General features: G+C 52.3%; 23 protein-coding genes. 14 read left to right on the plus strand and 9 right to left on the minus strand.

Annotated features, from left to right (window positions below; genetic code table 11):
• Nucleotides 1-369: 369 nt before the first annotated feature.
• The 8 genes from LEPTO7104_RS0117020 to LEPTO7104_RS0117060 all read left to right on the plus strand — a co-directional run bounded on the left by LEPTO7104_RS0117020 (nucleotide 370) and on the right by LEPTO7104_RS0117060 (nucleotide 7,200).
• Nucleotides 370-1,083: a P-loop NTPase family protein gene (locus LEPTO7104_RS0117020; protein ID WP_017299787.1), complete on the plus strand. Its 714-nt coding sequence runs from the start codon at nucleotides 370-372 to the stop codon at nucleotides 1,081-1,083.
• Complete coding sequence (locus LEPTO7104_RS0117025; RefSeq protein ID WP_017299788.1) at nucleotides 1,080-1,520, plus strand: DUF6753 family protein; 441 nt, start codon at nucleotides 1,080-1,082, stop codon at nucleotides 1,518-1,520. The genes LEPTO7104_RS0117020 and LEPTO7104_RS0117025 overlap by 4 nt, the downstream gene beginning before the upstream one ends.
• Before the next feature lie 75 nt (nucleotides 1,521-1,595).
• Complete coding sequence (locus tag LEPTO7104_RS0117030; protein ID WP_017299789.1) at nucleotides 1,596-2,087, plus strand: hypothetical protein; 492 nt, start codon at nucleotides 1,596-1,598, stop codon at nucleotides 2,085-2,087.
• A gap of 7 nt (nucleotides 2,088-2,094) precedes the next feature.
• Nucleotides 2,095-4,095 (plus strand): type IV secretion system DNA-binding domain-containing protein, encoded by a 2,001-nt coding sequence (locus LEPTO7104_RS0117035; RefSeq protein ID WP_017299790.1) that lies wholly within the window; start codon nucleotides 2,095-2,097, stop codon nucleotides 4,093-4,095.
• A gap of 440 nt (nucleotides 4,096-4,535) precedes the next feature.
• Nucleotides 4,536-4,895, plus strand: a complete 360-nt coding sequence (locus LEPTO7104_RS41240; protein WP_196358125.1) for a hypothetical protein — start codon at nucleotides 4,536-4,538, stop codon at nucleotides 4,893-4,895.
• 49 nt (nucleotides 4,896-4,944) lie between these two features.
• On the plus strand, nucleotides 4,945-5,571 hold the full coding sequence (locus LEPTO7104_RS0117050) for a hypothetical protein (protein ID WP_017299793.1): 627 nt from the start codon (nucleotides 4,945-4,947) through the stop codon (nucleotides 5,569-5,571).
• Nucleotides 5,568-6,755, plus strand: a complete 1,188-nt coding sequence (locus LEPTO7104_RS0117055) for a hypothetical protein (protein WP_017299794.1) — start codon at nucleotides 5,568-5,570, stop codon at nucleotides 6,753-6,755. Before LEPTO7104_RS0117050 ends, LEPTO7104_RS0117055 begins: the two co-directional genes overlap by 4 nt.
• A gap of 118 nt (nucleotides 6,756-6,873) precedes the next feature.
• Nucleotides 6,874-7,200, plus strand: coding sequence for a hypothetical protein (locus LEPTO7104_RS0117060; RefSeq protein WP_017299795.1), 327 nt, complete (start codon nucleotides 6,874-6,876; stop codon nucleotides 7,198-7,200).
• 65 nt (nucleotides 7,201-7,265) lie between these two features.
• Here LEPTO7104_RS0117060 and LEPTO7104_RS0117065 read toward each other — a convergent pair whose 3' ends face one another.
• From LEPTO7104_RS0117065 to LEPTO7104_RS0117105, 8 genes are all read right to left on the minus strand, one after another.
• The gene (locus tag LEPTO7104_RS0117065; protein WP_017299796.1) at nucleotides 7,266-10,694 is read right to left on the minus strand and encodes a DEAD/DEAH box helicase family protein; all 3,429 of its coding nucleotides are present in this window, start codon (nucleotides 10,692-10,694) and stop codon (nucleotides 7,266-7,268) included.
• 159 nt (nucleotides 10,695-10,853) lie between these two features.
• Nucleotides 10,854-11,333, minus strand: coding sequence for a hypothetical protein (locus LEPTO7104_RS0117070; RefSeq protein WP_017299797.1), 480 nt, complete (start codon nucleotides 11,331-11,333; stop codon nucleotides 10,854-10,856).
• The gene (locus LEPTO7104_RS0117075) at nucleotides 11,330-12,640 is read right to left on the minus strand and encodes an AAA family ATPase (protein WP_017299798.1); all 1,311 of its coding nucleotides are present in this window, start codon (nucleotides 12,638-12,640) and stop codon (nucleotides 11,330-11,332) included. The genes LEPTO7104_RS0117070 and LEPTO7104_RS0117075 overlap by 4 nt, the downstream gene beginning before the upstream one ends.
• A 78-nt stretch (nucleotides 12,641-12,718) precedes the next feature.
• Nucleotides 12,719-13,756, minus strand: a complete 1,038-nt coding sequence (locus LEPTO7104_RS0117080; RefSeq protein ID WP_017299799.1) for a hypothetical protein — start codon at nucleotides 13,754-13,756, stop codon at nucleotides 12,719-12,721.
• Nucleotides 13,757-13,758: 2 nt separating this feature from the next.
• The gene (locus LEPTO7104_RS34275) at nucleotides 13,759-14,955 is read right to left on the minus strand and encodes a restriction endonuclease subunit S (RefSeq protein ID WP_071527271.1); all 1,197 of its coding nucleotides are present in this window, start codon (nucleotides 14,953-14,955) and stop codon (nucleotides 13,759-13,761) included.
• The gene (locus LEPTO7104_RS0117095) at nucleotides 14,952-16,502 is read right to left on the minus strand and encodes a type I restriction-modification system subunit M (RefSeq protein ID WP_017299802.1); all 1,551 of its coding nucleotides are present in this window, start codon (nucleotides 16,500-16,502) and stop codon (nucleotides 14,952-14,954) included. Before LEPTO7104_RS0117095 ends, LEPTO7104_RS34275 begins: the two co-directional genes overlap by 4 nt.
• 133 nt (nucleotides 16,503-16,635) lie before the next feature.
• Entirely contained in the window at nucleotides 16,636-17,193 is a 558-nt protein-coding gene (locus LEPTO7104_RS0117100) for an ImmA/IrrE family metallo-endopeptidase (RefSeq protein WP_017299803.1), read from the minus strand.
• Nucleotides 17,194-17,195: 2 nt separating this feature from the next.
• Nucleotides 17,196-17,552, minus strand: a complete 357-nt coding sequence (locus tag LEPTO7104_RS0117105) for a helix-turn-helix domain-containing protein (protein ID WP_017299804.1) — start codon at nucleotides 17,550-17,552, stop codon at nucleotides 17,196-17,198.
• Between the two features lie 107 nt (nucleotides 17,553-17,659).
• Here LEPTO7104_RS0117105 and LEPTO7104_RS0117110 point away from each other — a divergent pair, with 107 nt between their 5' ends.
• Genes LEPTO7104_RS0117110 through LEPTO7104_RS43670 form a run of 4 tightly spaced genes read left to right on the plus strand, consistent with a single transcriptional unit; the run spans nucleotide 17,660 to nucleotide 20,263 of the window.
• Nucleotides 17,660-18,115 (plus strand): multiubiquitin domain-containing protein, encoded by a 456-nt coding sequence (locus LEPTO7104_RS0117110; RefSeq protein WP_225887002.1) that lies wholly within the window; start codon nucleotides 17,660-17,662, stop codon nucleotides 18,113-18,115.
• Nucleotides 18,116-18,118: 3 nt separating this feature from the next.
• Entirely contained in the window at nucleotides 18,119-18,499 is a 381-nt protein-coding gene (locus tag LEPTO7104_RS0117115) for an E2/UBC family protein (RefSeq protein WP_017299806.1), read from the plus strand.
• Nucleotides 18,496-19,902, plus strand: a complete 1,407-nt coding sequence (locus tag LEPTO7104_RS0117120; RefSeq protein ID WP_017299807.1) for a ThiF family adenylyltransferase — start codon at nucleotides 18,496-18,498, stop codon at nucleotides 19,900-19,902. Before LEPTO7104_RS0117115 ends, LEPTO7104_RS0117120 begins: the two co-directional genes overlap by 4 nt.
• A gap of 4 nt (nucleotides 19,903-19,906) precedes the next feature.
• Nucleotides 19,907-20,263 (plus strand): ubiquitination-like system serine protease family protein, encoded by a 357-nt coding sequence (locus LEPTO7104_RS43670; protein WP_071527272.1) that lies wholly within the window; start codon nucleotides 19,907-19,909, stop codon nucleotides 20,261-20,263.
• 180 nt (nucleotides 20,264-20,443) lie between these two features.
• Here the strand turns inward: LEPTO7104_RS43670 and LEPTO7104_RS0117130 are convergent, their stop codons facing one another.
• Nucleotides 20,444-21,166, minus strand: coding sequence for a DNA-binding protein (locus LEPTO7104_RS0117130; protein ID WP_196358126.1), 723 nt, complete (start codon nucleotides 21,164-21,166; stop codon nucleotides 20,444-20,446).
• Between the two features lie 282 nt (nucleotides 21,167-21,448).
• On the opposite strand from LEPTO7104_RS0117130, the gene LEPTO7104_RS0117135 reads away from it, so the two are divergent.
• Nucleotides 21,449-22,432 carry a tyrosine-type recombinase/integrase gene (locus tag LEPTO7104_RS0117135; RefSeq protein WP_026072798.1) on the plus strand — a complete coding sequence of 328 codons (984 nt, stop codon included), beginning with the start codon at nucleotides 21,449-21,451 and terminating at the stop codon, nucleotides 22,430-22,432.
• Nucleotides 22,433-23,132: 700 nt separating this feature from the next.
• On the plus strand, nucleotides 23,133-25,154 hold a 2,022-nt coding region (locus LEPTO7104_RS34280), incomplete at its 3' end, for a tetratricopeptide repeat protein (protein ID WP_225887003.1).

A 25,154-nucleotide genomic window follows, 5' to 3' on the forward strand; every position in this document is an offset into this window, starting at 1 on the left:
CAGTAAGGCCCCGATTTGACCCAGCTCAGTGCACCGATCTGCAGCTTGTACCATCTCGAGCTTATAAGCGGCGGTGAATTGACGGCGGACAGGTTTTTCTAGAACTTCGGGATCTAGACGGGCGGCTTTCCCATTGTTTTCAGGATTCAAGAGCTGCGATTGCATAGAGTCTGACATGCGGGATAACCGTTCCTTCTACTCTAATTGGGACTGGCTAAGCTGTCTCATCTATTGTTGTCACAGTGGGCAAAGCGTGCTGAGCCAAAGCCAGCAACGCTGCCAAGACCAGCACTGTATGGCCGAGATCCTCGTGCCCAAGCGAGCGAAGACGAGTTTGAGAATCTGTAGTCACGTAATGGAGGTGAACCTATGGTTCCACGGTTTAATAATTCACGCCTCCACTTTGTGGGAGGCCGGAAAGGGGGCGTCGGGAAGAGCTTCTATACCCGTCTGTTGATTGAATCCCTTAGAAGCAAAGGGCGGGAATTCACCATTGCTGAGTGCGATCGCGTGAATCCTGATGTTGGCCGCATCTACAAGGAGCTAGAGGAGGTCATTCTTGCCTATTTCAGCGAAGATGAAAGAAAGCGCAGTAAGGCCGATGCGCTCTTTGCTGAAGCTCAGAAAAAACCCGTCGTTGCCAACCTCCCTGCTCAAGTGCACCAGGCAATGCTTGCCTGGTTTACCGAAGATGCACTGTATGAACTAGCAGAACGTGAGGGGGTATCGTTCTGTCACTGGTACGTTTCTAACGGCGGGTACGACTCTGTTCAGCTTTTCTACAAAACGGTTGCTGACCTGGGCGAGTGGATGCCCCACGTATTCGTGAGGAACTGGGGGCTCTGCGACGACTGGTCACATGTTGATCAAGATCCGAAGTTTCAGGCACTCATTGAGGATCATTCGATCCCGGTGATCGATCTGCCGAAGTGTTCCTATCTGGAGCGAAATTTCATTGAAGCGCACCAGCTAACTCTCTCCGCAGCGGAGAGTCACAAAGACCTGACGGTGGTATCGCGACAGCGCATCAAGCACTTTCTCCGGCAAGCGTTTCAGCAGATTGAGCAAGCGGGGATGTTATGAACCATAAGCCTCTGGGTGATATTCCCGATGAAGATCTCGCTACCCTCGACCTGGTGCTTGAGGGCGTTGACCTACAAACCAAACTGAAGGTGTACCGCATCCTGGAGAAAACCCAGGTTGAACCCAATGATCCGATGTTTCTTGCGCTGCTTTCGCTCACCCATGCACGGGTAGCGATTGCACCTATCCCGGATGATCTACGAGTTCTTGTGGGTGAAATGAAAGCTCATCTAGTCACTCTCCAGGCTCTTAGCCGGGGGCAGATTCAGGATTGCCGTGATGTAGCAGCTGAGATTCATGTGATAGCCAAACGTCTCAGTAAGCAGATGGCGCAGCACGCATCTAGTGGTACATCGCCGGTTTTCTCTTTCCTGTGGGCCTTCTTTGGAGCCGTGAGCGGAAGTGTGCTGATTTTCGTGCTCCAGCGGTTTTTGTAGCGCCTGTCAATCCTACGCAAGCCATCGCTTGCACCAACCACTTTTTAACTATTACCAAATCATTGAGGAGGTCTGATGTTTCCACACATCATCAGGCGGGGGCTTTTTGCGGCTGGAGTGCCTCTGCTTGCCTATTACGTCTACCCTCGCATGGGCGGGTTTACTGAAAGCCTAGCCCAAACGGGAGGAAAGCTTTTCAGCTTTTTCCCCCTCGCGTGGATCAATAACCAATGGGCGCATGGAGCTATCCTGCTTTTCTGCGTCCTCTGGCTCTACCGATACCTTGAAGGGTTTTCAGAAGAGCTTGCGATCGCTCGATACCGCTCGTTATCTCAAGTCATCAGCTGCGCCGCGCGGTGGCTTATTGCCATGGTGCTCTGGCTAATTCTTGTGCTGCTTGAACCAGTGCTCATGTTTAAGGCACTCACCACCTGGAGCACGCTCCCTCTGTTGCTTGTGTGGGTGATTGTCGCTGTCTTTTTCTTCTTGGCCACGGGCCTTGGGCTTCGTTACCCGGCCTACATCGTGGCCAGTGTTCGCGAACAAATTATTCGAGAGAGGTTGTAACACTACCATGCCTAAACTAATCGTGTGGCTGCTGACAGCTGGTTGGCTCTACATCAGTACGCCCAGGCTCTATGGCCTCTGGGTTCTGTGGATAAGCAAAAGTCTCAATAATGCAGACTTGGCAATGTGGAACGGTGGGGAGTGGCTATCCCATGCCTGTGCCCTGATGATTACGGCTCTTTATATCGGCGGACTGTGTGAGGTAGTTCATACTGGGCTCCTGAAAGGTAGAACCAAAGCCATTTCTGAAATTGAGAAGGTACTCCTGCCGTTCCTACTGCTCCTACTAAGTTGGTGGGGAACCCAGCTTATTCTTCGCCTATTGATTCAGGGAGTACCTGCTTCTCTAAGCTTTCTTATCGCGGCGTTTGTCACGGCCTTAGTCGGTAGTGTCGTGCTTACACTTCCTACGCCGCTGCCGTCCCCATCAGGAACAATTCGAGGGCGATCATTACGTGAGCCCGCAGAGTTTAGACGAGTGTGGGGACGGCTGAATAAAAGGGAGCTCAGAGGGCTCATCCCTTGGGGTGCAACATTTATCGCTAAGAAGAACGAGGCGCTCCACTTTATCCTGATTGGTAACACCGGAGCTGGGAAGTCTACCTGGCTTGAGGTGATGATGACCAAGACCCTAGCCGGTATTGGCTTTAATCCAAACTACCGAGCCATCGTGGTAGATGCCAAGAGTAACTTGCTCCCCTATTTAGAAGCCCTGGGTCTTGGAATCGGCGAGGACGGGCCACTCTATGTGATTTTGAATCCCCTTGATAAGCGAGCCGCCCGGTGGGCTATAGGGAAGGACATCAATTCTCCAGGTAAGGCACGCGAGTTTGCTCGCACCTTCATTCCAGAGGTGAAAGGAGATAACAGGTTTTTCACCCAAACAGCCGTAGCGCTTCTGACAGCCGTCATTGTCTCGCTACAACGGGCTAAGGGGGAAAGCTGGACCCTGCGAGACTTAATCAATGCTTTCTCAAATACTGCGATTGCTCATGCTCTGATTCAGCAGTGGAATCCTCGCCCCCATGACTTAGATGATTATTTCAAGGTCAAAAAAGGCGAGCGCAATGAAATTTTCATGTCAGTTCGGGCTGAACTTGATCAGTTTCATTTGATTGCAGCCTCCTGGGAGGTAGCGACTCGTGAGTTTTCGATTACAGACTGGATACGAGGTGAGTATGTATTGGTGTTGGGTTCTGACTACGAATACCCCGATGCCCTCAAGACGATTAATGCCCTACTGTTTTCTTCCATTGCGGCTCGCTTAAAGCAGTTGCCCGATGATCCAGAGCGGCGGGTGTGGCTCTATATTGACGAGCTCATTGCTACCGGAAAGTTAGTCGCCTTTGAGCAACTGCTCCAATTGGGACGCTCGAAATCGGTCTGCATGGTGAGCAGCGTGCTAAACATGGCCTCTTTTGTTGAGGAGTTTGGCGAGAACATAGCCAAATCTATCTGGGGGCTGTCGCGACATAAGGCGATGTTTCCAATGGATAGTGATTCTGCCAAATACATAAGCGATGCTATCGGCAAGCATGAGGTAATTCAGACCACCTATACACCCCAGGTGCCGAATCCAGATAAACCACCTTCTATCAGCGGTGTCTCCTACCAGCGTACAGAGCGCACAACCATATTGCCGCAAGAACTAGATGAGCGAGAGCTTCCTGTACCGGGGCCAAAGAACGGCCTGAGTGGCTATTTTAGCCTTCCTGGAGAGGGCATTCACTACCATACCTATTCCTGGCAGGAGATTACGAAGATGCGGCCAGAGCGGCTCGATGATGGAGATGGTGGCGTGGTTGGCTATGACCGCATTGATGAACGGTTTGTTCGCACTATTCCGACTCCTTGGACAGAAGAAGAGCTGGCACAACTTAAGCTAAGTCCTCCAGACGCAGAAGGTGGAGATGCGCCGCGATCCACCAAACCACATGGGCCACGGAAGCCTGGAGATAATTCAGGAGCCAAACCTCCACGGCCCATTAAGAAAAAGCCCAAGGAATAGCTTGGACATGCATTGGAAGCAGAAACTGGCACACTTTTCAGGAATGAAAGAGTACGTTCTTCAGTTCTTCGAGCGGTACCAAAAGAAGCATGGAGATAAGGAAGTGCAGGCGGGAGTTAACCGACTTAAGTTAATCCCCCTAACTTGAGGCATCAAACTATTCACCTATGCAATCCTTTTTTCCATGCCATAAAAAAGTGCATCTATGTTTGTCACGAAATTCCCTCCTCTTAGGTAAGACCAACAAACCATCCTTGGATGACATTCCATGGAACGATTCTGAACTAATTTTTCAGAATTTTCCGGACACCTGATAGTTCAGTCAAAAATCCTCGAAACCCTTGCTATGAATGACATTCGGGATGCCAGGCAGTGCCTGCAATTTAGCTTAGAAAACAGCTGCAAATGACTATCTGCGGTATTTATGGACGCTTACAACCATGCCAAAAACGACTTCATCCATCACAATTAGCTTTCGCGTTAGCAGCTACTTGGAAGACGATCTGAAAACTAAAGCTAGAGCAAGTGGCTGCTCCAGTATGCACGCCTATGCGCGAGACATGTTCCTATCAGGACTGGCAGGAAGTGATTTTCAAGAGTCAGTAGTAAGGCTCCAGGGGGAGATTAACACCATCTCACAGGAGCTCTTGGAGCTGCGACATGATCTTCAATCGTTGGTGGTAAAGCTACTGGCCATACTCACAGACATGCCGGTCTTCGAGGCCGAGCAAATGCTAGTTAGTAGCCTATATCCAGACGATGAGGCAGCTGAGGCAACCACTCTTAATCTGACCGACTAGCACCCTCACATAAGGGTTCGTTTCGAAGTGTCATAACGGAGCAAATTCCATGAACAACGCTATTACGGCCACGCTTGGCCTTGGCATTTTAGGGATAGGCCTGATAGGGCAGGCCGTTAATCATCAAAAGGCGGATTCGTTTACGCCTACAACGCTTTATATCGCCATAGATTGCAGCACTCCAGAAGAGTTGCAATACGCTCAAGGGTTTCTGCAAGAGCTGCATCAGAAGATGCCTAAATACAATGGCCTGATCGTTGATGTGATGCAGGGTGATGGATTGTCTAACCGTTACTCAGATCGAATGAGTAAAGAGTCAATTAGGGAGGTTTACAGCAGTCTTGCCGTAGTCGATGCACAGTCGCAGTCGTTTATTCAGGCAGTTCATCGAGCGACGCTGATTGCGGCAGAAACAATCGAGAAAGATGAGGCCCTACATGTCGTCATTCTTAGTAAAGGATTAGGCGATCCAACGCTTTTACCTGAGCTTAGGCATGAGATAAATACGCTCGGAAGTTACGACAATTTCAAACTCTACATCGCAGGACTTGAGGCAGATACCAGCCTGAAGCTATCGAGCTCATTTAGTCCGATTCAAGAGCACATCGAGTTTTCAGGACAACTCCCGAGCGAATTACAGGAAGTCATCAAAGATCTAGGAGAAGAGCAGAAATGAGACGCAAACAATCAATTCTCAGCAAAATTTATTGGAATGTAATTGAGCCATTCATCGAGTCCCTGAGTTCACTGTTTGAGCGCCTCCCGGCTACCCCTTGGGGATATGGAACGTTTGAGGCAAAGGATCTGCTCAGTGACGTGCATACCCAACCCTTTGCTGAATTCCTTAAGGCGAATGTTCCAGCGGAATTCGCCCACCTGTATCACCAAACTCATAGCGCCACTGTAGTTGTCATACATGAAAATCAGGAGGTGAAATGGCTAGAGAGCGAGATAGGGAGACTACTTGCTCATGGAGAACACTTGGTGTTCAAATTCGAGCAGCAGAGAGAAGCGCTTGCTCAAGAGAATCAGTATTCACCTCATCAAAAAAGGCGTCCCAAGACCGAGTTAGAACGGAAGCAGCATAAGCTCGAAGCGCTTAAGAACCTTTCAACCTGGATCTCATGCGGTCTTTCGGTTCTCACTTTCCTTGGTCTGTGTGATTTATTTGAGCTTGATGTGTTTCAGCTCAGCGAGAATCCTACTCTGGCAGCGATATTTACGCTTTCGGCCATGTCAGTGTCTATTGGGGCGAAAAGCCAGATTGCGGTATTTTCTGAGCGGCGATTTCTCGCACATGCTAGGGGCAGCCGACTGTACCCGGTATTCTCGTTGGCATTAATTAGCTCGCTCGGAGTATTGTTTGTGGCTGAGACAGGTTTTGCGTTACCGGGACTTCTCACCATAGTTAACAACTCTCTTGATGCAGGAGCCGGGAATGCGATCGCTGGGATAGGAGCCATGCTCGGTGCAGGGCTATTTTCAGCGACAAATCTAGGATTAGGGGTTGCGTTGGGATGGGAAGAGGCGGAGCTCAGCCTGTGGATAGAGATGAAAGAAGAGGAATTAGAAAACAGCTCCGGCTTTCTACCACCTTTGACAACAGAGCAACTGATTGACCTGATGAGTCTGGAAATTGCCAACCATAACGCCCAGATTGAGCGACTTGAGCTTCAGTTAGCCAGAGCACGGTGGCGATTTAATCGAGCCTATCGAAGGGCACAAATCGAAACGAAGCGCTTTAACTCCCGTGCTCGCAGGATTACCCGCCGATATCGCCAATTGATGGATGCTCAAAATCCGCCTGAAGCGTTAGACACCAGAACGTTGCCGCTTATTGAAATGAATAACGGCAAATAGTCTTGCCTTCTTCAGCTCGGATTGAGGCTGAGCAGCCTCCAGAGCACTTCCAAAGGGGGAAGAGGGTGCCTCAGCTCTCTTCCCCCTCATTCACCCTAACCTGACAGAAAGAACCGTCATGAGCAGCCACCAACATGGTGCACGGGCAATTGCCAAGCCATCGAATGTAATTTCTCCAGCCTGGGTCAAGACCGCTGATGCCGTCAAGCTCATCGGGCTATCGTCTTCGTGCCTGAAGAATTATCGGCTGAAACAGGGATACCTGATCGAAGGAATCCACTGGGTGTACACGAATTCAGGCCGACGGATGATTCTCTACAACGTCGAGCTGCTGTGTGATTGGGTGGCTAATCGGGCAAGCCCGGAGCAGCACATGCGGACCATTGAGGCGTACCTCGTCGATCAATCGAGGAAAGCTCTCCCCAAACAGGGGAAACAAAAATAAAGAGGTGAATAGAGAACCTGCAATATGGAAGTTTTTGGCTACCTTTTCGCTTAATGGCAAAGTCATTAAGCGGCAGCTGCGGCTCGAATTCTATCTAAAGCTGATAGTAAAGAATCTATCTGGCCAGGGTTAAAGATGCCGTCAGGGCCTTGGGAGTTGATATCGATATAGGGTGACTCGTAAAGATCGCCGACTTCGATAGTGCCCTGCTGGGTGAGGCGATCAATGATCAAGTTGATAAATTCGATTTGGTTGGCTGAGGTAGTAGTACCCGCGAGGAACTCACCAAATGCTTGCTTGGCGGCTTCTTGGTCAAGCCCGACGAGGGAACGAATGAATAAGCCTAGCCCCTGGCTTTCTGCTTTGGCCCGAGCCAAGTGCTCTGGGGTGCCCACACCAGACTCTAGCAGCATACGCTCCAGCTCACTGAGGTCGGTGGGGGTGAGCGGCTCATTAAAGCGTAGCTTGTGAATGGTGATGTGATTCTTGTGGTCACGCAGGAAGTGCCTGGCTTTCTCACGGAAGCGCTCAAAGTCATCGCCACCGTTGCTGAAGACTTCCATTTCGATGATGGTTTCGTCGCCGAGTTCGTCGGTGAAGTCGGTGTAGATCGGTTGCCGCTCTGCTTTCTCGATTAGCCGAACGAGCGATCGCAGCTTTCTTCGTACCCGCTCCAGCATGGGGATAGTGACATCCTGCCACCACAGATCGGTCTGAACATCCTCGATCAACTCCATCTGCTCGCGCACCATGGGGATGCTGTCTTTTTCGGCTAAGGCAGCTGCGATCGCACGTACCTTCAGGCTCAACACTACGAACTTTGGATCGGCCTTCAGTCGGGCCAATTGCAGGCTCAGCAGCAGGAAGTCAAACCGCTTGGCCTCTTCATTTTCGGCAGGCAGTTCTGTAGGGAGTCCGGCGATGTCATTGGCGAGTTCTTGAATCTGTTCAGGTTGTAGAATATCCCACGCTTTGGGGTCGGCGTAGGTTTCTACCCGTTGACGCTGAGGGCGCACGATGAAGTTATCCAGGTTCATGGCGGCGACTTCGCCGTGGAGTTGGGAGGCGATCGCCCGTCTCATCTCTCCTTCAGTGGTTGGGTCAAGCAGGGTGTCGCCATAGCTGCCGGGCTGTTCGCTAGCGCCTGCACCGGCTGGGATGCGCTTATCGAGTTCGCTCAATAACTCTAGCCGTTTGGTGAAGAGGCTTTTACGAAGGGATTTGCTGGGGGCACCGTCGGTGGGTTCAGGGTTTTGGCGAAAGAACTCCAGGTTTTGGCAGTAGTCGAATAGGTAGAAAAATTCTTTGTCTAAGCCGGGGCCAAACAGCTCTGGTTTCAGGCGGGTACCGCGCCCCAGCATTTGCCAGAATTTGGTTTTGGATCGCACCAGCTTGAAAAGCACCAGGTTCACGACTTCAGGCACGTCGATGCCGGTGTCGAGCATATCGACGGAAATGGCGATGTGGGGAGCTTGGTTTGCTTGGGAGAACTTGTTGATCAGATCTTGGGCGTACTCGGTCTTGTAAGTGACGATACGAGCAAATTCACCGTTGTAGTGGGGATAGTTGGCGTTAAAGCGCTCGTAGATAAACTTAGCGTGCTCATTATTCTTGGCAAAGATGATGGTCTTGCCCAGGCGATCGCCCCCTTCGACCTTAAGGCCACGGGTCATGAGGTGAGCCAGCACCTTATCTACTGTGTCGGTGTTGAATAGCCACTCGTTAACCGCCCTGGAGTCAACGCTATCAGGGATGTCGCCGTCTTCATTCCATTCCAGCTCATCCCACCGTTCTTTTTCTTCCTCTGACAGCTCATCGTAGTGGATGCCCTGGCGCTGAAACTTGAGGGGCACAGAGACCGCTTTCGGTGGCACCAGGAAGCGATCGCGCACGGCATCTTCCAGGGTGTACACGTCGGTGGGCACGCGGGTTTCGAGATCAAACAACTTGTAGGTGTTGAAATCGATCTCTTCTCGTGGTGTGGCTGTGAGGCCGACCAGAAAGGAATCAAAGTAGTCAAAAATGGCGCGATACTTCTGATAGACCGAGCGGTGGGCTTCGTCGATGATTACCAGGTCAAAGTGGCCGACGCCAAACTTACGCTGTCCATCGCCCACGTCGTTAATTAGTCCCATCATGGTGGGATAGGTGGAGACGTAGACACGACCTTCGGCGTTCTTTTCGGTGACAAGGTTGACGGGGCTAGAGGCGGGTAGGAATTCTTTAAAGGCGTTGGCGGCTTGGTTCACCAGCGCTACGCGATCGGCTAGGAACAGTACTCTCTTGGCCCAGTTGCAGCGCATGAGTAGCTCACAGAGGGCGACCACGGTACGAGTTTTACCCGCTCCCGTGGCCATTACCAGCAGGGCTTTACGTTCGTTGTGGTGCTCAAAAGGTTCGCAAATGCGACGGATGGCGCGGGTCTGGTAGTAGCGACCAGCGATATTGTGATCAGTTTCGGCGGTGAGGAGCGATCGCTTGGTGCTGCGCCGCTGGATGATCAGCTCCAGTTCGGTCTTTTTCAGAAAGCCCTGCACCTGGCGAGGAGGGTAGCTGGCGTCGTCCCACATCCAGTGCTCGTAGCCATTGGTGTAGAAGATGACTGGACGCTGACCAAATTGCTGCTCCAGGCAGTCGGCGTAGAGTTTAGCCTGCTGTTGCCCTACTTCAGGGTCTCGTTTGGTTCTTTTAGCTTCTATAAGACCCAGGGGTTTGCCGTCGTCGCCCCAGAGCACGTAGTCGACAAAGCCGTCGCCAGCGTTGTTGGGCATCCCTTGCACGGGGTATTCGCGATCGCGCACTTGATTGAGAGGCCAGCCAGATTCCTTGAGCAGCAGGTCAATGAAGTAGTCGCGGGTTTCGGCTTCGGTGTAGTCGTGGGTGTCGGGTTGGGCGGCGTTTTCAGCTTTGGCCTGGGCAACCGCAGCTTGGAGCGCTTCAATTTCGGCTTGAAGGGTGGTGTTTGCGGCGTTGGCTTTGGCGAGTTGCTCATCTTTGGCGGCGAGCTGATCGGCTAGTTGTTGCAGCTGGGCCACGGTTTGGGGTGGCACTGGGGAGGTTTTGGGCAGCTGGTTAGGGTTAAAGGTAGCCTTAGGCGCGGGTTTATCGCTGGGTTTAATGCCGTAGTTGCGCCCGAGCCAGTAGCAAAAGTGAAACAGCTCTCTGAGGGTAGCGATCGCATCTTCGACTTGAATGGCGCGGTTGCTATGGACGGCGTGGTTACCATTGCGGCGAATGATGTCGAGCTTGGTATGCAGGGCCGGGCCGACGAGGCTCTTGAAGCTGGGCTCAAACAGGTAGGCACTGAGGTCGTCTTTGTACGGTTGGCGCAGGCTACCATCGCACTCAAACAGCCAGGTGACAGCAAGCTCTAGGGCACGGCGGCTATAGAAGCAGGCGGCGCGGGGGTCGGGGTAGACAAAGCCCTCGGCCTTGGCAGCGGCTTCGTAGAGTTGAGGCCACTCGGCTTGGAGAAACTGGAAGTGAATGCTCATGGGTGATCGTTTGGCCTCAATAGCTGCCGCCAGGCAAAGCGTTCCCTAAACGTAGCAAGGCCTTTCAAGATCTGGCAGATGGGAATAGAGAAGCCTTTGATCTTTTTACAAAGTATTTCTGCTATCCCCGGTGAATTGGCAAAGAACTTCGGATGCAACTTAGGGATTTTGGCGGTAGCTCTGTAGGTCGCTGTCGAGCGACCAGATGAAAACCTCACTCATGGGAAAGCGGGTACAGGCTTTTTCAAATTCTTGAATGATGGTGAGATCGCCGAAGCTGGTGCCTTCTTGCTTGTCAGGGGCTTTGTTGCGTCCAGCGCAGTTGGGGAACGTGTCAATCCACGACACGATCTCTTCGGTGACTGGAAACACGACGGGTCTCCAGGGAGCTTCTCCAGAAAATGCACCCTTAACAGCAAGGACAAACCGCTGAGCCGTTTCGCGCCGAAGATTACCATCACCGTTTTGGGCAATGTGGTTGCCGGTTTCTAGAATGGTGGCCATGGGCAGCAAAAAGCTGCATCCTGCCTCAGCAAAGGTTGTAAAATCCTCGGCGACCTCTGACCTGGATTCGTTGCAGTAGGGAACATCCAGCAGATTTAGAAAAATGCTGGTGTCGATCAAACAAACGCTGCTCATGCTGGTTGACTCTGGAGGCTAGCCAGCCAATCCATGGCCCGTTGCTTTCGCTCTTCGGGGGTGATGGGCGACTTAACAAAGCGATCAACCACTCCAGTGGTGACCAACTGCCCCAGCGGCCCTTGAGATACCAGTCCAGGGAAGTCGTCTATCTCGCCCAGTTTGACCAGGCGACTACTGCCATCCTGCGGGTCGCGGTAGCAAAAGACGACATCGCCAAGGGCCGCATCAGGAAGGGCATCCATTAGCGCTGGGTTGTGGGTCGAGAGCAGTACCCGCAGGTTGCGCCGCTCGGCGATCGCCCGAATGCTGGTCAAGAGATGCTCGGCCCGGCTGGGGTGCACCCCGTTATCAATCTCTTCAATCACCACTAAACTGCCCTCGGTGGCCGAGAGCATAGCCGCCGCAATGGCTAGCACCCGCAGCGTGCCATCGGAGAGGAGCGCCGCCTCACAATAGCGCTCGGCTGCCCCAAAGGTTTCCTGCAAGCGCACCATGACCTCGCCCCGAGGCCCGGTCAAAAAGTCGATGCCGGTGATGGCCTGCTCGGGCAGGCTTTGAATGAAGTCTAAAATGGCTTGTTGGTTAGCTTCTGCTTCGTTCCAAAGCCGATAGAGCACGCTGGAGAGGTTGGTGCCATCGCCTTGCAACCGTTTTTCGGTAGTGAAGCTGTATTCCCGCATTCTGGCGGGAACGGGGTCAAGAAACAGCACGTTCTCTAGCACCCGCTGGTAGTCGCGCACGGTGGCTGGAATGACCTGTTGCGACTGCTCGTGCCTGGCGTTGAAGGTGGCAGGGCTATCGAACTGCACGAAGATCGCCATTTGATCGCTACAGGTGATGTGGGGTTTGTTTGGTCCTCTGGCGAAGTTGTTGTAAGCCACACCCACATCGGTGCCGACCCCTTGAGAGGGTTGGTCAAGCTCGTAGAGCTTTACTTGATTCTCTGTGTTGGTGATGGATTCGCTACTAATGTGTAGGTCACCATCTCGAAGAGTGAGCGCCATGGTGAGCTGATTCCATTCGCTTCCTTGTAGGGAGCAACCCACGGAAAAGCTGGATTCGCCCCGATGGCAGAGGTCATCGACTCGTCCCCGCACGATGCGATCGGCGTCGTTGACGGCGTGTTGAATGCTGCTGAGCTTTTGGCCCTGGGCCAGCCAGGAGAGAAACCGCAGCCCTTCTAGTGCGTTGCTTTTGCCGGAGGCATTTGCGCCGATGAGCACGGTGAGGGGGCCAAGGGGGAGCCGACCGATGCGATAGCTCTTAAAGTTTTCGAGGGTAAACTCGGACAGGATGGCGCTCATAGTTTTATCCTCCTCGAAATGAGGTTACACTTCAAAGCCCCTCTGATACAGAGCACAACTGGATTAGAAGCTTTACTGCTATACATCCTCTGCATTGATTCCAAGTATATCTGTTAGATTTTGTTCGGTTAAGAAATAGCTCGATGCCGCAAGGAGTAAAATAGGCACAATAATAGAGTCTCTCAAATCAAGAGGTCTCAGTTTAGATTTGGGTGAGCCTGCATGACGGATCCCAGGATAGTCTGAGCAAAACGCATAAATCTTTCTGATCGCATCTCGTAACGCAGGATGAGGCCAGCAGTTAATAGAGGCACATAGGGTCCCAAGATCAGAACCCTTAGATTCAGAACCTTTAGATTCAGTATGCCTGCTTCCCACAGCTTCAACCAGATTACACGCTTTTGCGATGCAGGTTTTCATATCGACTTCACGCTGGGATCTGCTCAATGTATTGAATGAATGCTCAAAGTCTTTCACCAGCTCCAACATGTGAATATCGTCTTCTGAAGTTCTTAAAATCTCTGAGAACAGCGCCGCGAAAACCCCTGGAAGGTGAGGTTGAAGTCGGAAAGGAGAGCGTTGAAGCTTGTATCGGAGGTTGTGACAGATAATAAAGTCATTGAGATATTTGAAATACTCGTCACAGAGTTCTTCGTTATACTCGGCAAATACATCATATGCATTCTGAAAAAACATCACCAATGCAGGATCGCCTGCAAAGTTTGCCGAATCTAATCCTTGGATAAAGTTTTTAGATAATAAAGAATCATTCGCAGTATTAACATAAATTCTTTCTCGAAATGCTTTCCTAGAAAAGAATTTGAGTCCGACTTTGATTGGTTCATCACTCTTGCTGCTTTGAATATAGGTGTTAGCAAGATCCTGTTCACTTAGGAGAGGCGCATAGATATCATCTCCTTCCAAGAGGGCTTTTAGAGACCGTTCGTCAATTTCTTCGGCAGGCGTTTCTTTGTAGTGTAGTCGTTCTAAAAGAGCCTTTTCTAGTTCTTCAAAGAGAGCCGTATAAACGTCATCAGAAAAAATTTCTAGTTGCTCAAGAGGTTCCCAAAGCTCAAGCCATGTATACTTCCACGCATCAATAAGACGACCGCGCATTCTTATAGCTCTCCTCGAAAAGCGCGGTGTTGAAGCGAGGTAAATAGGACATCGAGATGAGGAAGGGATTGGCAGTGGATGGCTTTGAGTTGTTCGATGGATTCAATGCGACGAGCAAATTCTTGCTGTATAGGCGTAGGAGGAAGTGGAATTGCCAAATTCAAAATATCATCGTTGCTAATATTAGCCTGTCTAATTCCTCTACTTAGCTTGGTTAGGCTCCCTTTGACCGACATTTGCTTGAACACGTAAAGAAAATACAGTGGATTAAATGCATCACTATTAAGCGATATCTTTGCGACCCTCTGGTTCAAGAAGTATTTTTCGTGCTGGTTTCCTAGGATGAAAATATTTCCGTAATCATTCTTCCCGATAGTACCCGTTAAAGTGATCAAAATGTCACCTGGGAAAACCAGAAACTTTTCATACTTCTTACAAAAAGACTTGGGCAAATAGACCAAATCAGAGCCTTTGAAACTCCCTTGATTGATTGTTCCAATTCTGATTAGAGGTATTCCAGTTGCGGTAAAGTCTTTGCTTTCAAAAGCAAAACCTCCAATCAAATTTAGATGTTCTCCCAGTCTGGACCTTGTCCATTCTTTTGGGTTGTTTATTGGATCGCCAAACATTTCGATGAAGATAGATTGAGCGATCGCATCCAATTCCCGCAATGCCTGCCGCCTCAACTCCCGCAGTTCCTCGGCCTTGTTTAAAATTGCCGCAATGCGCCTTTGCTCTGCGATCGGGGGCAAATAAATTTCTAAGGATTCCAAAAATACTTTTGGGACTCGGCGCTGACCTGCGCTGCCTGTCATCCTACGTTCACCTTGACGGCGAATATGGTTTTGCCGAAGAAAATGAAGAAGATATTGCCCGTCAAGTTGATCACTTTTTGGACGAACAACATGAAATTCTGTTGATCCAAAGCCGTGTTGATATTCGATGCGAGCTTGTGCGATTTTCCCGTTTTCAAAGCAGGGAGTTATCTTAGCTACTAAGATGTCGCCATCTTGAAAGTAACTAAAGCCACTCTTTACTGAGGAAAGAGTGCGGGACTCTGCCACTTGCACCTGTGGTGGATCTGCTTGCACTGATGCCATTGGTACAAAAGCTACTTGCTGATTCTCATCAGCTAACTTGTCTGAGAGTGTTGGATTGATAAGAGTTATCTCAGCTAATTTGACCTTGGTCAGTTTCATCCCAGCATCTCCTTCAGATCCAGCATTCCTTTCTGAATCTTGGTTTCAATTTCTGCCAGGGTTGATAAAATCTCTTGAGGCGGCACATGATCTACTTCCTCATGTACCACCTCCTTATAACGGTTCAGGCTTAGGTCATAACCCGCTTCGACGATCTCTGCCTTTGGCACACAAAAACTCTGGGCCGTGCGGGATCGCTCTCGCTCACTGCCATCCCGCTCCTGCCAGCGGGCCAACACATCTGGCAAATTATTCTTCGCGTGTTCCTCATCCACCAGCGGCAGCTTCGGTGCTACGCCCAGCTTCTCCTCCGACAGCAGCGGCTGACGCTTGTCATCCAGGCTCCAACCATCTGCTTCCACCTCATAAAACCAAACCTCATCCGTGCCGCCCGACTCAGTTTTGGTAAACAGCAAAATCGCCGTTGAGACCCCCGCATAGGGCTTAAACACCCCACCTGGCAGCTTAATCACCGCATCCAGCTTTTGGTTCTCTACTAAGATTTTCCGCAGCTCCTTGTGAGCCTTCGACGAGCCAAACATTACCCCATCTGGCACAATTACCGCCGCCCGTCCCCCTGTTTTTAGCAACCGTAAAAACAGCGCCAAAAACAGCAGCTCAGTCTTTTTGGTTTTGACGATCTGCTGAAGGTCTTTGGCCGTATTCTCGTAATCTAACGATCCCGCAAATGGCGGATTCGCCAGCACCAGGGTGTACTTGCCCTCTTCCCCCGAATGGTCTTGGGCCAGCGAGTCGCGATACACCACAGCCGGGTTTTCGACCCCATGCAGCAGCATGTTCATACTGCCAATCCGCAGCATCGTGCCGTCAAAATCAAACCCGTGAAACATGCCGTGATGGAAGTGTTCCTTCAGTTTGGGGTCTTGAAAGATCTCGCGGTGGTGCTCCCGCAGGTACTCACCCGCCGTCACCAAAAAACCACAGGTGCCACTGGCCGGGTCGCAAATCACATCCTTCGGCGTAGGCTGCGTCAGCTCCACCATCAGCTGAATGATATGGCGCGGTGTGCGAAACTGCCCATTCTGCCCTGCACTGGCAATCTTGCCCAGCATGTACTCATAGAGATCGCCCTTGGTGTCGCGATCGTCCATCGGCACATGGTCGAGCAAGTCCACCACCTTCGCCAGCAGCGCCGGAGTCGGTATCGTAAAGCGAGCATCCCGCATGTGCTGGGCGTAGGTAGAGCCATCCCCATAGCTGCTCAAAAACTCCGTCCGCAAAAACGGAAACACATGCTCACCCACCACCTCATACATCTCCCGCGCTTCCATATGCTTGAAGCGCGACCAGCGCAGGTCTTCATAGGGCCGCTCCTTCGAGTCAACGCCTTCCGGAAACACCCGGCGCTCCATCGGCTTCTTCGTCCGGTTCGCCTTGTTCTCCTCCAGGGTGTGCAGCTCATCCAGCCGCCGCAAAAACAGCAAATAGGTAATCTGCTCAATCACCTCCAGCGGGTTTGAGATACCCCCCGACCAGAAGGCATCCCAGATGGTGTTAATTTGCGATCGAATCTCGCCTGTGAGCATGAGTAGTTCCTTCTCGTGGGCTTGCTTGGTCTAGCCTCCTTAAACAGTCTCCAGGAGCGCAGCAGTCATTCAGCAAGCATTTCAGCTATTCCATAGGGGGAAGAGTACCCAATGATACCCCGCCCGTCTTGGGTCAGGCTCGTCTGCGGGCCAATCGTTTTCGAGCCCCTGTAACATTGAGCCGCATATTGATCACCTCTTCGGTAACCTGATAGAGCTCACTTGCCTGGGCCACGCTCATGCTCCTCCTAACAATATGGAGAGCAGCTTCCACTGAAATCAGGAGGGCAGGGCCAAGCCAATTGGCTTCCGCTTCTATCTCCTGATTGAAGTTCCGACAGCCATGTTCACCAAAGGGTGCGGTTGGTGGATGACCTAAAATTCCATGGCTCAGCTCGTGGGCGATGTTAGAGGCTTGCCGCCGAGAACTATGCCCGTCGTTATGGACTATCAAGCGGCGACTTCCGTGAAACACCGTGACCGCAGAGAAAGCTGTATCGCCTGCCTGCATCAAGTAGTCGGTTTCATCTGGGAGCTCATCCCTAAATTCAGAAAGAGGAAGAATCGGGATCTCCAAATGCTCAGCTAGCCTCCAGGGGCAAAGTGGTTCATGGGGGCGCAATCCCAGTTCCGCACGGAATTCCTTGGAGTAAGCGTTAGCTTCCGTCTTAAACCCTCGGCGAAACCCCATCGCTAGCTATCCTTACGCAGTTTTTCATAGGCCGCTTTGACAATCGCCTCAATGGCGGCGGATCCCTCAGGGGTGAGGTGGCGATCGGCTCGTAGGTAAGCGGTGATTTGAGCAAGTGGATCCGACTCTGCCTGAGTCTTCTGCCCTCCCTGGACAAACAATTCGGCCTTTAGACCTGACCAATCTAGCAAAGCTGCGAGGCTATCAACGTCGGGTCTTTTGCCCTGCGCCATACGAGTCAGCGTGGACGCACTCACTCCAGATTCCGCAGCGACCTGTTTCCACGTCAGCTTCTTAGACTGCCGCTGGCTGTCTAACGCTGCATAGAACGCCTCTGCGTTGAACTCGACCTTTCCCATCTCCCCTCCAGTTGCTTGCTTGCAATTCTACGTCACATGTGCAATAACATAAACAGAATTGCAGTATCGCAATTAGAACTCACTCTCGCAATACGGAGGTTTAGATTATGGTTACGTTACAGAATTTCCGGGTCACTATCGATAAGATGCCTTATTCGGTCGCTGACCCTGTCATCACGGGGCTTCAGCTTCTAGAGGTGGCGAAAAAGCGGCCAGCAGACGAGTACCTGATTTTCTACCTGCTTCCCGATGGGCAGCTTGAAGAAATTCGCTTAGACGAAACCGTCGATCTCAGGCAGGGCGGGATTGAGCGCTTCATCACCTGGCGCAGCGATCGCTCATTTCGATTTGTCATTGATGGTCGCCGATTCGAGTGGGGCGCACCGCTCATTACAGGGCTAAAGCTCAAACAGCTTGCTGGAGTTGACCCCCAATCCTACGGAGTCTGGCTAGAGGTGCGGGGAGGAGAAGACCGCCCTATCGAAAATACCGAAACGGTAGATCTCCAAGCTCCTGGGGTTGAGCGCTTCTTCACCGGCAAGAAAACCACGACGGAGGGTTAGGCCATGAGTTTCTTACCCGCCAGCGATCGAGAATACCTACAGAGCAAGGGCTTCACCTTTCAGGAAATTGTAGATGGCCGTAACAAGGGGGTGGTTTTTCCTGCCTTTAAGCTGCCACCCAACAAATACGACGTACTCCAAGCCGATGTGCTCATCTTGCTGCCATCAGGTTACCCAGATGTCCCGCCCGACATGTTCTATCTACAACCTTGGGCGAAACTCACTACCGAAAGCCGCTACCCCAAAGCTGCTGACCACGCTTTTAACTTCAACGGATTGTCATGGCAGCGCTGGTCGCGCCACAACAACGAGTGGCGACGTGGAGTTGATGGCATCTGGACAATGCTCAAGCGCGTAGAACATGCCCTTGAGGTGGCCGCATGACCAGCTTAGTCTTACAGGAACGTCACCTTCGCGAGCTAAACGACAGGCTCCTTCAATCCGATGGCCGTGAACGAGCCGCCTACCTGCTTTGTAGCCAAGCTTACATCAAGTCTGATCCGTGGACGAATCTTCCTCGCTGGAAATACCTGTCCTTCGAGGTTTTGCCTGTCCCTGATGAAGACATCATTTCCCACTCGTCCCAACACATCACTTGGAAGACCGACTCCTTTGTTCAGGCTCTAAGACAGGCTCAAGACAAAGGGCTGACAGTCGCGCTTGTTCACAGTCATCCTGGTGGCTTCGCGGCATTTTCCGATCAAGACGATAGCAACGAACCGGATTTGGTACAGCTTGCCCATAATCGGAATGGAGATACAACAAGGCTATTAAGCCTCGTTCTGACTTCAAGCGAAAACTTGATTGGACGATGCTGGCTCAATCACCAAGAGCACCAACCGCTCCATCTCATTTCCTCTGTTGGAAATCGGATCCAGCTTCGTTATCCCGGTCGCGGTGAAGGTGATCTCCCCGGCGTGTTTCATCGGCAGTCCCTTGCTTTTGGCCAGTCCCTGACTCAAGACCTGTCTATGTTGCGGGTCGGCGTAGTGGGTTGTGGCGGAACAGGCAGCGCCGTAGCCATGCTGTTACCGAAGCTAGGCATTCGACAAATCGCTCTGTTTGACAAGGATGTCGTCGAGGAAAGTAACCTGAACCGACTCCATGGTGCGACATGGCATGACGCTCAGGAGCAGCGGCCTAAGGTAGAGGTAGTGGCGCGATCGCTAACTGACTTGGGCATTGGTGTAGAAGTGAGAAGCCATCAATCCTGGATAGGCGATCCACAATGCCGAGACGCTCTGAAAGCCTGTGATGTGGTGTTTAGCTGCACCGATGATCATGCTGGTCGCTTGATGCTGAATCGCTTTGCCTACTTTTACCTCACTCCGGTTTTTGATGTGGGTCTAGCGATCGAGGTATCTTCCTCAGATCCTCCAGATATAAATGCATTAGATGGCAGAGTTACAACGCTTCTACCGGGTCATCCCTGCTTACTGTGCCGCGAAATCATCGATCCGGTTATCGCCCGTGATGAAACCTTAAAACGCGAGCAACCCGAGGAGTACGAGCAGAGAAAGCTTGAAGCCTATGTCATAGGAGAAGGCAACCCGAGTCCCGCCGTGGTGCTCTTCACAACAGATGTAGCGCTCATGGCCCTTGAGGAACTAGTGCACCGTGTTCAAGGGTTCCGTGGAGCTGATGGATCCATAGCTCAACGATTCAGAAGATACCACCTCGTCGAAGATCGGAGGCAAGGAGCTCGTATTGATGAGCATTGCCCAGTATGCGCCCAAAGTGGGTGCTGGGGGCAGGGAGATGTTGAGCCTTTTCTTGATCAGGTATAGCTCTATGTTTCTGCGTTCCATACTCCGACGCATTCTCGTCTCGTTTCGTCTGATTCCAAAGCCCGACTTTATAGGCCGAGAAGCACTTTCCCATCCAAGCCCTGAAGAAGTAGCTCCTGGCGAAATCGTTATCGTTGGAGACCGACAATATCAAAAATGGGCTTGTTTACGTTGTCCTGGTGGGTGTGACGAGATTATTCTTCTATCACTCAACACCGCTCGCCATCCTTCATGGCAGGTGTTTATGGACTGGTTGAAGCGGCCTACGCTTAATCCATCAGTACGACAGCTCAACGACTGCAAATGCCACTTTTGGGTGCGGAAAGGACAAGTTGATTGGTGCCGTGATTCTGGCCAGTAAATTCGTTAGGGTCTTCTGGATGTACCAGAGCCGCTGGGTAGGGTCTTTGATCATCTCAATGCTTTTGAGATTGTGGCCCTACGGGATTGTCCAACAATCTGTTGGACAGTTGCTTCTCCAAGGTGGGCTTCAGCAAAAGCTTGCATATAGAGGAGAGGAGATTTGAGCGTGAAAAGCTCTTTATATCGGGGATCTCTCGCTTGAGGTTTTTTGAAGCTGTGCCACCTGCTCCCGATACATAGCAGCCTCTCGCGCTTCCTTGGTCAGCTTGTCTGATAGATCCTGCGATCGCGATCGCTCACGCTCCAGATCATTCTCCACCCGAGAAAGTTGTGCCTCGGCAGTGGCAGCCCGAGCGGTTTCCTGGGTCACTCGTTCCGATAGGCTCTGAATGTGCTTTTCCAGATCAGAACACCGAGTTTTTGCCCCCTCTAGTTCACCTCGAAGCTGCCCAAGCACCTGGGAATGAGAATAGGCCTCTTGGGTTAGCTGGTTGCGTTCACTGCTGACTGTAGTGAGTTCTTCCTCCAGCTTGGAGTTCTTCTCCTGAAGAGCCTCTAGTTCCTGAAAGGCCTCCCTAACTTCCTCTTCAAATTCTTTAGTCTGCTCAGCAGTGACTTTCTTGATGGCTCGGATCTCTTGCTGCGACCAGTTGGAGGCTGCTTTCCAAACGGCTCGTACCATCTGGCTACCTAGCTCCCGAATTGGGTCAGGAATCTCCTCATCACTTGCTGCGCTGAGGTTTTCACGGTCCTCCTTACGCCACTCGCGAAGGTGATTTGAGATGGTGGAGAAAGATCCACGATTTCCTAACGCTGCTCGAATGGAGCTTACGGTGATCTTGCGATCCTGCTCCTTGAACTGCTGAGCGAGGAGGAAGACCTCTTCCTTGGTAATGTGCATGGCAGCTCCTCCCATTGAGTCTAAGAGAGGGTAGATGGTGAAGTGTAGGGAGTCAACCAAATTATGTAACTACAGGTGTAGTACAGGCGTAAGGCTGTAAATTACAGGTTTAGGGTGCTGCGCCTCCACGTTCTTCGCCCGAATGAGTCACTCTCGAAGGGGAGATTCCAGCGGACGAAATAACCCCTTCCTACTCCAGCCTTTCTGTTACATAATCCCTTTTTATGTCATAGAATGAACCCGGACTAATACACGTGATCTCAATACCTTAGTGGATCCACTGTGAGCAATCTTATTCGGCCACCAAGCAATAGTTCGCCTGTACTTCCGGGTGCTGAGTTTTTCCTTCCAGCTATCTTGAGCAGAGCTAGTGAGCGAACCACCTATCGCTATCTTGAGTTTTTCACCGCTGGGATCCGAAACCCAAACACTCGGCTTGCCTACTACCGAGCCCTCACTCGATTCTTTGACTGGCTCGAGGAATGTTACCCCGGCCTCGACCTCCACCAGGTGAACTCAATTGTCGTGGCCCAGTACGTGGAGGTTCATCCAGGGTCTGCGCAAACGAGGAATCAGCACCTCTCTGCTATTCGTTCGCTCTTTCGATGGCTCGTTACCGGTAGTGTGATCCTTGAGAACCCAGCCGCAGAAGTGCGCGGCGTGAAGCATCGCGTAAAGCGCGGCAAAACCCCGGTGGTTAGCGATGACGAGATGAAGGAGCTCCTCTCAAGTATCGACACCGACCACACTGTGGGCCTGCGCGATCGCGCACTCATTGCGGCGATGTTTTTTAGCTTTGCTCGCATTGGTGCTGTGCTTGGAATGAACGTGGGTGACTACTTCTCAAAGGGCAAACGGTACTGGTTCCGGCTCCACGAGAAAGGTGGCAAGTACCATGAAGTGCCGGTGCACCATACCGCTGAAGAGTACCTCGATCTCTATATGGATGAGGCGAATCTCTGGGAAGAGAAGACTACTCCCCTCTTCCAGACTGCACCTCGCCGCTCTCGAACGCTCACTGGTGTTCGGTTACAGCGCCAGGAAGCTTGGGCGATGGTGAAGCGCCGCGCGCTTGCTGCAGGGGTTAGCACCGATGCGTGTAATCACACGTTTCGTGCAAGTGGAATTACTAACTTCCTTCGCAATGGCGGTAGCCGCGATAATGCGCAGAAAATTGCGGCGCATGAAGATATTCGGACGACGGCGCTCTATGACCGGCGAGAAGATGCTATCTCGCTCGATGAAATCGAGCGGATACGCTTGTGAGCGCACTCTTGTTGACACGAAATGAGAGGGGGTTCCTTCTCGTTTCGTAAAATCTTCAGCCAACCGAAAGCCGGATCGAGCGCTAGGAGCTAGCTCTCATCGGTAATTGAGTGATCCTTGATGCGGATAAACTCCATATAGCTGGCCCGAATGTAGACCTTACTACCTTTATCCTTCTCAGTTTCCCATTGGTCTTGTTTTAAGAAGCCGAGAAGCAAGGCCTTGAAACCCTTGGTGAGAACCTTGGCACAAAGTCTCGCTGTGGCCTCTCAGACCTCGACCGTAAAGCTTTCCCAGGTGGTCTCACCTTATTTGTTCAGTAGGGATACTCACCGCGAAATTGCCCACAGTCTACTGACTGTCAGCGATTGATCGGTTTACGGGGATTTTAACGATGGATTTAGGCCGCACTGAGAGTAGCAAGGCTGAAATTTCAGGAAATTCTGGAAAAATCAGTGAACAGATTGAGGTATATTCATGACAATTTTCTAGACAGCTTGATCAATTGCCCTGCGCCGTTTCACCAAGGCGGACTGTTCGCCTTGGTGTGTGCACTTCGGGAGTGGGCATTGCGCCCTATTCCCGTGGGCTACGCCATTGCGAATGGCATAGCCATTCGCCCCATCTCTCTTGCCAAGCCCTTGATCTGAATGGTGTTCCTATGGCGATTAAGCCCTCTGGTTGGAAGAGCATCCTGGCTGTGACTAGCCTTTGCACGGCCCTGCTGGGTGTCGTCAATGCAGCAGTTAAGGCCGCCCCAGGATTGGTTGCCCAACAAGCGACTGCTCGTACACCTCAAACGGTAACGGGTCGCCTAGACCAAAACTCTAATCAGCTTGACGATGGCAGCTACTACGGCACTCAAACCTTTGAGGGCACGGCTGGTGAAGTGCTTGCCATCGAACTCACCAGCGAGGATTTTGATGCTTACCTCATTCTGGTCGGCCCAGATGAGGCGACGCTTGCTGAAGATGATGATGGGGCCGGGGGTACTAATTCCCAGATTGTGATTACCTTGCCCGTAACGGGTACCTACACTATTCTTGCCAAAACCCTTGAAGCGGGTCAGACGGGGCAATATCAACTTGAGTGGCGAGTCGCTACAGCCAGAGACCAGAACCTTGCCCTGGCGAACCAACTCAAGCAGCAGGTGACTGAGCTCTACCAGGCGGGTCGCTATGGCGAGGCAATTCCACTGGCCGAGCGCGCCCTGGCGATTCGAGAGCAAGCCTTAGGCCCCGACCATCCCGATACCGCCCTCAGCCTCAATAATCTGGCCGCGCTGTACGAGGCGCAGGGGCGCTACCCAGAGGCCGAAGCACTCTATCAGCGCGCCCTGGCGATAAATGAGCAAGCCTTAGGCCCCGACCATCCCGCTACCGCCCTCAGCCTCAATAATCTGGCCGGGCTGTACGAGTCGCAGGGGCGTTACTCAGAGGCAGAACCACTCTATCAGCGCGCCCTGGAGATCCGGGAGCAAGCCTTAGGCCCCAACCATTTCGCTACCGCCAGCAGCCTCAATAGTTTGGCTGTGCTGTACGTTTCGCAAGGGCGCTACCCAGAGGCCGAACCGCTCTTGCAGCGCGCCCTGGTCATTTATGAGCAAGCCTTAGGCCCCAACCATTTCGCTACCGCCGGCAGCCTCGCTAGTCTGGCCGCGCTGTACGAGGCGCAGGGGCGCTACCCAGAGGCGGTACCGCTCTTGCAGCGCGCCCTGGCGATCACTGAGCAAGCCTTAGGCCCCGACCATCCCGCTACCGCCCTCTGCCTCAATAATCTGGCCGCGCTGTATTTATCGCAGGGGCGCTACCCAGAGGCCGAACCGCTCTATCAGCGCGCCCTGGCGATTCGAGAGCAAGCCTTAGGCCCTGACCATCCCGATACCGCCACCAGCCTCAATAATCTGGCCGCGCGGTACGTTTCGCAGGGGCGCTATACCGAAGCCATTCCTCTAGCCGAGCGCGCCCTGGCGATCATTGAGCAAGCCTTAGGCCCCGACCATCCCTTAACTGCCAGCAGCCTCAATAATCTGGCCGTGCTGTATCGGTCGCAGGGGCGCTACCCAGAGGCCGAACCGCTCTATCAGCGCGCCCTGGCGATTCGGGAGCAAGCCTTAGGCCCCGACCATCCTGATACCGCCCTCAGCCTCGCTACTTTGGCCTTACTGTATCGGTCGCAGGGGCGCTACCCAGAGGCCGAACCGCTCTATCTGCGCGCCCTGGCGATTCGGGAGCAAGCCTTAGGCCCCGACCATCCTGCTACCGGCACTAACCTCAATAATCTGGCTGCGCTGTACGAGTCGCAGGGGCGCTACCCAGAGGCCAAAGCGCTCTATCAGCGCGCCCTGGCGATAAGTGAGCAAGCCTTAGGCCCCGACCATCCCGCTACCGCCCAAAGCCTCAATAATCTGGCCGCGCTCTACCACGCTCAAGGCCAACTGCAACCGACTCTCACCTATTTGAGCCGAGGCCTGGCCATCGAAGAAACGGTTCTCAGCCGCAACCTGGTCGGGGGCTCTGATGCCCACAAGCGTGAGTACCTGGCTACCATGGCAGGGACGACTAATGCTGTTATCAGTCTTCATCTCAATGACCTGCCCACCGATGCGACGGCGGCACAACTGGCGCTGACCACCCTTGTGCAGCGCAAAGGCCGCATTCTCGACCTGTTTACCAACCTGCGCGCCCAACTAGCCGATGACCCTGGGGCCATCACTCTTTTG

It is taken from the genome of Nodosilinea nodulosa PCC 7104, from assembly GCF_000309385.1.
In the GTDB taxonomy this organism is placed as follows: Bacteria; Cyanobacteriota; Cyanobacteriia; order Phormidesmidales; family Phormidesmidaceae; genus Nodosilinea; species Nodosilinea nodulosa.